Origin of the sequence: Thiocapsa sp., from assembly GCF_011390875.1 — a bacterium.
In the GTDB taxonomy this organism is placed as follows: Bacteria; Pseudomonadota; Gammaproteobacteria; order Chromatiales; family Chromatiaceae; genus Thiocapsa.
In genome coordinates, this window is sequence record NZ_JAABRP010000218.1 from 1 (window position 1) to 7500 (window position 7500).

The 7500-nt window shown below is 65.7% G+C and carries 8 protein-coding genes; all 8 read right to left on the bottom strand.

The features are described from left to right. Positions 1–77: 77 nt before the first annotated feature. Positions 78–1340: an MgtC/SapB family protein gene (locus GPT33_RS15540; RefSeq protein ID WP_296810584.1), complete on the bottom strand. Its 1263-nt coding sequence runs from the start codon at positions 1338–1340 to the stop codon at positions 78–80. After that, positions 1340–2395 (bottom strand): tRNA pseudouridine(13) synthase TruD, encoded by a 1056-nt coding sequence (gene truD / locus GPT33_RS15545; RefSeq protein WP_296810587.1) that lies wholly within the window; start codon positions 2393–2395, stop codon positions 1340–1342. The genes GPT33_RS15540 and truD overlap by 1 nt, the downstream gene beginning before the upstream one ends. A 1-nt stretch (position 2396) precedes the next feature. Next, positions 2397–2870, bottom strand: a complete 474-nt coding sequence (gene ispF, locus GPT33_RS15550; protein WP_296810589.1) for a 2-C-methyl-D-erythritol 2,4-cyclodiphosphate synthase — start codon at positions 2868–2870, stop codon at positions 2397–2399. Between the two features lie 100 nt (positions 2871–2970). Further along, positions 2971–3681, bottom strand: coding sequence for a 2-C-methyl-D-erythritol 4-phosphate cytidylyltransferase (gene ispD / locus GPT33_RS15555; protein ID WP_296810592.1), 711 nt, complete (start codon positions 3679–3681; stop codon positions 2971–2973). Then, positions 3678–3986 (bottom strand): cell division protein FtsB, encoded by a 309-nt coding sequence (gene ftsB / locus GPT33_RS15560; RefSeq protein WP_296810596.1) that lies wholly within the window; start codon positions 3984–3986, stop codon positions 3678–3680. The genes ispD and ftsB overlap by 4 nt, the downstream gene beginning before the upstream one ends. A gap of 61 nt (positions 3987–4047) precedes the next feature. Further along, positions 4048–5325, bottom strand: a complete 1278-nt coding sequence (gene eno, locus GPT33_RS15565) for a phosphopyruvate hydratase (protein WP_296810598.1) — start codon at positions 5323–5325, stop codon at positions 4048–4050. Between the two features lie 126 nt (positions 5326–5451). Next, on the bottom strand, positions 5452–6288 hold the full coding sequence (kdsA, locus tag GPT33_RS15570; protein ID WP_296810601.1) for a 3-deoxy-8-phosphooctulonate synthase: 837 nt from the start codon (positions 6286–6288) through the stop codon (positions 5452–5454). Beyond that, on the bottom strand, positions 6285–7500 hold a 1216-nt coding region (locus GPT33_RS15575; protein ID WP_296810605.1), incomplete at its 5' end, for a CTP synthase. The genes kdsA and GPT33_RS15575, both read right to left, overlap by 4 nt.

Genomic DNA, 7500 nt, shown 5'->3' on the forward strand with positions numbered 1-7500 from the left:
GACGACAACGGTCGTCACGGCTGCCGGGGCCGATCCCATCCAAGAACATCGCATACCCCGCCGGGCGCGGTTTAGGTTCAAAACAGCGTCCACCAGGCGACGGCAAGGCCGGCCAGGCCCGCACAGAGCAACGGCAGGGTGACGCGCAGACCCAGCGCACGGCCACCGACCGAAGCGGCAATGATGCCTTTGACCAGGCTGTTGACCGCCGCGGCGATGACGATGCTCGAGACCGCAATGCCGACGGGAAGATCGTCCCGGCTCATGCGCGCGATCGCGAGTGTGATGGCATCCACATCCGCGATACCCGAGGCGGCTGCCAGTATCATGATGCCGTTCGCCCCGACCCAGCTCTCGATCCCTTTCGCCGACACCATCACCAGCGCGAGCAAAAGTCCGAAGCCGACCGCGGATTTCAGCTCGAGCGGGTTATCGAGAAGCGCGTCCGCCTCGCCGCGGCCACGCGGCTGGGTCAGCCAGAAGAGGGCCGCGAATCCGTAGGCGATCAGGGCCATCGCTGTGGCGGGCCAGAGCAAGGACGGCAGCAGTGGCGGATGGATGAGGGTCGATACCAACAACATCCGGGGGAACATGGTCGCGCAGGCGACCAGGATTGCGGTGGCCAACACGGGCGCCATCTCCCTGCGAGCCCGCGCCAAGCGCGAGAAATGCAGGGTCAGAGCGGTCGAAGACGCAAGACCGCCGAAGAGACCGGTGAACAAAATTCCGCGCCGCGTCCCCACGAGCTTCATCGCGTAATAACCCACAAAGGAGATGCTCGCGATCAGCACCACCATCCACCAGATTTCACGCGGGTTGACGGCATTCCAGGGGCCGTACCCCTGATCCGGCAACAAGGGCAACAGCACGACGGAGATGAGCAGCAGGGTAAGACCGGCCTTGAGATCCTTCTGCTCGATGGCGTGGATCCAGCGATGAATCAGCGGCTTGGATCCAAGCAGCAAGGCCGTGACCACGGCCGCCGCCGCGGCGGCGGCCAGCTCGCCGAGCACCGCAAGCGCCCCGAGCAAGAAGGTCATCAAACCGGCGACGAGGCTGGTGATGCCGACATCCTCGTCGTGCCTGTAGTCCAGGACGTGCGCAACCGTCAGGGCTGCGGCAAGCCCTACGAAGATCAATCCCAACGTCAACCCGCCCGAAGGTCCGGCGACGAGCCCGGAAATCCCGCCGAGAAATCCGAGCAAGGCATAGGTGCGAACACCCGCGACGCGTCGTCCTTCCTCGACGCTGCGTTCCTTCCAACCGCGCTCCACGCCGATCAGCAGACCGATGGCCAAAGCGACGGCCAGCCCGACGAAGATCCGGTGATCCTCGAGCATCAGATCGCCGCGGCCTCGCTCACGTCGACGAGCTCGCGCAGAAGCGTCGTCGCATAGGCGCCGGCCGGCAGGGAGAAGGTCAGCAGCAACCCGTCGTCGACCCGTTGGGCGCTCAGATCGGCCACCGGCAGACGTAGAGACCGACGCTCCTGCGCCAAACCGAAGGCGGCAAGCCCATCGCACCAGGTCGGAAACCGCATGCCGACCTCGTCTTCGAGCTGCCGGACCGATCCGCGCGAAGGCAGCTCGCCCTTGCCCCACAAGGGGCCCGTCGGGTGCACGTCCATCCCCTCGCAGCGCGTCTGCGTCGTGGCGTCGAGGGTCTCGGCGAGAAAGTAGGAGTTGGATCCGGCGAGTTGGAGACAGTCCCCGTCGAGCGGCCTGTCCCAGTCGCCGCGCAGAACCCGCTCGGCCAAGACCTCGTTGAAGATCTGCGAGCGTGCGGCGGAGAGCCAGAGGCCGGACTGATGGCGGGGGACACGACCGGCCGTCCCGGCGAAGAGGGCATGGGCACGCACCAGATTGGAGTGGTCATGCCCGAAGCGTTGCTCGCCGAAGTAGTTGGGGATTCCGCGCGCGCCGATCGTCGCGAGCCGTTCATCGAGCCCGACGATGGTCTCGCGATCGAGCTCGCGCACCAGGATCTCGAAACGGTTTCCTGCCAGGGCGCCGCGCTTGAGCTTACGTCGGTGCGGATGCGCTTCCAGGACCTCGATGCCCTCCTCGACGAGGATCGACCAATCCGGCATGCCCTCGCGCGGACGCGGGATCGAGAACCACTGGAGTGTCACTGCGTGACGGTCCTTCAGGCCGGCATAGCCGACGGTGGAGACCGACACACCCGACACACGCGCCAGGCGACGTGCCGCCCATTCGGTGTTCGCGCTGGTTTTGCGCACCCACAACAGAAGATGATCGCCCTCGCCGTCCGGGGCGAACCCGAGCTGTTCCTCGACCCAAAAATCCTCCGGTCGAGCACGCAAGCGCCCGCAGGCAAGGGGTGCGCCGTGCGCTCGGGGTAGGGCATCGACCGGTATCCAGCTCGGCAGCAACACCTTAAGCGTCCGCCAACAGCACCACGGCGGCGGCGGCGATACCCTCGCCTCTGCCCGTGAATCCCATCTGCTCGGTCGTGGTCGCCTTCACGTTCACGCGCGCGGGGTCGCAGCCCATGTCGGCGGCAAGACGGGTGCACATCTCCGGGATATGGGCCGCGAGCTTGGGGCGCTGGGCGATGATGGTGAGATCGGCGTTGTGCACGCGCAGTCCGCGCTCGGCGAGGCTCGCGATCACGCGCCGCAGCAGGATGCGGCTGTCGATGCCGGCGAAGGCGGCGTCCGTGTCGGGAAAGTGCCGACCGATGTCGCCGAGTCCGGCCGCGCCGAGCAGGGCATCGCAGAGTGCGTGGATGGCCACGTCGCCGTCGGAATGCGCGAGCAAGCCTTGGTCGTGCGGGATCTCCAGACCGCCGATCACCAGCGGGCGTCCGGGGCCGAAACGATGGGCGTCGAAGCCCTGACCGATGAGCATGTTGGAAAGCCTCCAGCCTTCAGCCCCCGGCCTCCCGCCACCATCGCGCGAGCGTGCACGTGGCCGGAGGCAGGGGGCTGAAGGCATTTGCGAGTTTGGATTAGCCCAGCCGTCCCTGCTGTTGCAGGTAGAAGCGGGCGAGCGGGAGATCCTCGGCGCGCGTGATCTTGATGTTGTCGGCGTGGCCTTCGATCAGGCGCGGGGCTTGGCCGATACGCTCCATGGCCGAGGCGTCGTCGGTCACGAGATGGTTGGCGAGAAGTGCATCGGTCAATGCGGCACGCAACCGGCCGAGACGGAACATCTGGGGTGTGAAGGCATGCCAGAGGGATCCGCGATCCACCGTCGCGCCGATGCGATCGTCCGGCTCGGCCCGTTTCATGGTGTCGCGCACCGGGATGCCGAGGAGGCCGCCGACCTCGTCCTCGATCAGCGCCTCGATCAGCCGATCCAGATCGGCCGAGCGCAGACAGGGACGCGCGGCATCATGCACCAACACCCAATCCTCGGCATGGGCGCGGGCACCGAGTGCATCGAGCGCATTCAGGACCGAGTGGCAACGCTCGGCGCCGCCTTGCGCGCGGGTCACCTTGGGATGGCCTGCATAGGCCGTCGCGCCCCAGTAGCGATCGGTGGGATCCAGCGCAACCACGACGCCAAGGATGCGCACGTCGGCCACGAAGAGATCCAACGCATGATCGATCACTGCACGACCGGCGAGATCCAGATATTGCTTCGGCGTTGCACTGCCCATGCGCCGACCCACCCCGGCGGCAGGCAGCACGGCCCACAAGGCCGGTGAAAGGCTCATCGTTTCACCTCCGGGGGCGTCGTCTCCGGTGCGTTGCGCTCGATGACCTGGATGAAGATCTCTCCCGGCTTGATCATCCCCAGATCGCGACGCGCGCGCTCCTCCAATGCCTCGACCCCTTCGCGCAGGTCCATCACCTCGGCTTGGAGCTCCTGATTACGCGCGCGCAGACGCACCAACTCCTCGTCCTGAGCCGCGATCTCGTTCTTGAGTCCGTGCACCTCGGCCAAGCTCCCCTCGCCGACCCAAAGCCGAAACTGCAGGCCGGCCAGCAAGAGGATCAGCACGAGGATCAGGAGTCGCATGGAGGGTGTCTTCAGTGCCGGCAGCAGGGGACGGAGACGCCCGACCCCTGCCCGCCAACCATCAAAGCCACTTGAAGGCAGAGCGACCCGCATAGGTGGCCTCGTCGCCCAACTGGTCTTCGATGCGCATCAGCTGGTTGTATTTGGCGACCCGGTCGGAGCGCGACAGCGAGCCGGTCTTGATCTGGCCCGTGCCGGTCGCGACGACCAGATCTGCGATGGTGGTGTCCTCGGTCTCGCCCGACCGGTGCGAGACGACGGCGGTGTAGCCGGCGGCGTGGGCCATGGCGATCGCATCCAGGGTCTCGGTCAGGGTGCCGATCTGATTGACCTTGATGAGGATGGAGTTGGCGATGCCCTTGTCGATACCTTCCTGCAGGATCCTGGTATTGGTGACGAAGAGATCGTCGCCGACGATCTGGACCTTGCCCCCGAGACGCTCGGTCTGGCGCTTCCAGCCGTCCCAATCGCCCTCGGCCAAGCCGTCCTCGATGGTGATGATGGGGTACTTCTCGACCCATTCGAGCAGAAGGTCGGTCATGCCGTCGGAGTCGAGCGTGCGGCCTTCGCCCTTGAGATGATACTTGCCGTCGGCATAGAACTCGGACGCAGCCACGTCCATGCCGAGATAGATGTCCGAGCCGGCCTTGAAGCCCGCCTTGTGGATCGCCTCGAGGATCGCCTCGATCGCCGCCTCGTTGGAGGGCAGATCGGGGGCGAAACCGCCTTCGTCGCCGACCCCGGTGGCCAAACCGCGTCCGTGCAGCACGGACTTGAGCGCATGAAAGACCTCGGCACCGTAGCGCACCGCCTCGCGGATGCTGGGTGCGCCGACCGGCAGGATCATGAACTCCTGGAAGTCCACGCTGTTGTCCGCGTGCTCGCCGCCGTTGATGATGTTCATCATGGGTACGGGCAAACGGTAGGGTCCGGTCGCAAGCGACATGAAGAGCGGCAACGCCTTCTCTTGTGCTGCGGCATGCGCGGCGGCGATCGAGACGCCGAGCAGTGCGTTGGCACCGAGGCGGGCTTTGTTGTCGGTCCCGTCGAGCGCGATCATGGCGCGATCGAGGGCCGCTTGGTCGCCGACCTCCATGCCGACGACCGCGTCGCGCAGCTCGCCCTGGATGTTGGCGACGGCGGTCAGGACGCCCTTGCCGCCGAACCGGGAGCGGTCACCGTCGCGCAGCTCGAGCGCCTCGCGCGAGCCGGTCGAGGCGCCGGACGGCACGATGAAGCGGCCGATCGCGCCGTCGGCCGTGATCACATCGGCCTCGACGGTGGGGTTGCCGCGGGAGTCCAGAACCTCGCGGGCGCGAACATCGATGATATCGGACATGGCATGTCTCTCCAAAAACAGGAACGAAGCGATTCTTGCAAAAGAATCACAGTGGGATAGGGCCTCAGCGGGGAGTCTCGCGACGACCGGTCCGACGCCGACGCGTGTCCGATCTCGTTGTTCGATTCAAGACGCCTGCTCTGCGAAACCGGCCGATTTCACCAATCGATCGATCTGAACCAGGGTTTCGAGCAGGGCGCGCATCTTGTCCAGAGGCCAGGCGTTCGGGCCGTCGCTTAGAGCCACATCGGGATTCGGATGGGTCTCCATGAAGAGACCGGCGATGCCCACGGCCACCGCGGCGCGGGCCAAGACCGGGACGAACTCGCGTTGACCGCCGGAACGATCGCCCTGCCCGCCCGGCAGCTGCACCGAATGGGTGGCATCGAAGACGACCGGGCAGCCCGTTTCGCGCATCACCGAGAGCGCGCGCATGTCCGAGACCAGGTTGTTGTAGCCGAAGGAGACGCCGCGCTCGCAGACCATGATCTGCGTGTTGCCGGTCGCGCGCGCCTTCTCGACCACGTGGCGCATGTCCCAAGGAGCAAGGAACTGCCCCTTCTTGATGTTGACCGGCTTGCCCTGGCTGGCGACCGCTTGGATGAAATTGGTCTGGCGACAGAGAAAGGCCGGGGTCTGGAGGACATCCACCACATCCGCGACCTCGCACAGCGGCGTGTCTTCATGCACGTCGGTGAGAATCGGGACGCGGATGCGCTCGCGCACGGCCTGCAGGATCGCCAGCCCCTGCTCCAGCCCGAGTCCGCGGAAGCTGCCCGAGGAGGAGCGGTTGGCTTTGTCGAAGGACGACTTGTAGATGAAGGGGATCCCCAGGTCGTCGGTCAGCTCCTTGAGCGCGCCGGCCGTGTCCTCGGCCAGCCCCGCGCTCTCGATCACACAGGGACCGGCGATCAGGAAGAGCGGTCGATCCAAGCCGACCTCGAAACCGGGGAAGAGCATCATGCGCGAGTATCCTGCACCAATTGACGCCGCGTCAGCGCCGCGCGAACGAAGCCGCAGAAAAGCGGATGCCCGTCGCGCGGGGTCGAGGTGAACTCCGGATGGAACTGGCAGGCGATGAACCAGGGATGGTCCGGGATCTCGATAATTTCCACCAGCCGGTTGTCGAGCGACCAGCCGGAGAAACGCATCCCGGCGTCCTTCATGACGTTCAGATAGCAGATGTTGAACTCGTAGCGATGCCGATGACGCTCGCGGATCTGCGGCTTACCGTAGACGTTACGTGCAAGACTACCCGGCTCGAGACGACAATTCTGGCCGCCCAAGCGCATCGAGCCGCCCAGATCCACGCCCTCTTCGCGGGTCTCGATCCGCCCGCGCTCGTCGCGCCACTCGGTGATGAGCGCGATCACGGGGTGCGGGGTCTGGCGATCGAACTCCGTGCTGTGGGCGCCCTCCAGTGCGGCAACATGCCGCGCGTACTCGATGACGGCGATCTGCATCCCCAGACAGATCCCGAGATAGGGGATGCGGTGCTCGCGCGCGTACCGGGCCGCCTGGATCTTGCCTTCGATCCCGCGCTCGCCGAACCCGCCGGGGACGAGGATGGCATCGAGCCCGTCGAGGCTGTCGGTCCCCTCCTGCTCGATCACCTCGGAGTCCAGATAGACGATCTCGACTTTGGTCTTGGTATGCACGCCGGCGTGGGCCAACGCCTCGGAGAGCGATTTGTATGCCTCGGTGAGGTGCATGTACTTGCCGACCATACCCACGCGCACGACCTGCTCGGGATGATCGAAGCCTTCCAGTACCCGGTCCCATTCACGCAGATCCGCCTCGGGGGCCTCGATTCGGAACTGGCGCACCACCAGCTCGTCGAGCTTCTGGTCGTGCAGCAGCCGGGGGATCCGATAGATGTTGTCGGCATCGACCGCGGAGATCACCGCATCCTCGGTGACGTTGGTGAAGAGCGCGATCTTGCGCCGCTCCTCGTCCGGCAGGTGCTTCTCCGCCCGGCACAAGAGGATATCCGGCTGGATACCGATCGAGCGCAGCTCCTTGACCGAGTGCTGCGTGGGCTTGGTCTTGATCTCCCCGGCGGTGCGGATGTACGGCACTAAGGTAAGGTGCATGAAGAGCGCGTTTTCGCGTCCCTCTTCCACCCGCATCTGGCGAATCGCCTCCAGGAAGGGCAAGGATTCGATGTCGCCGACG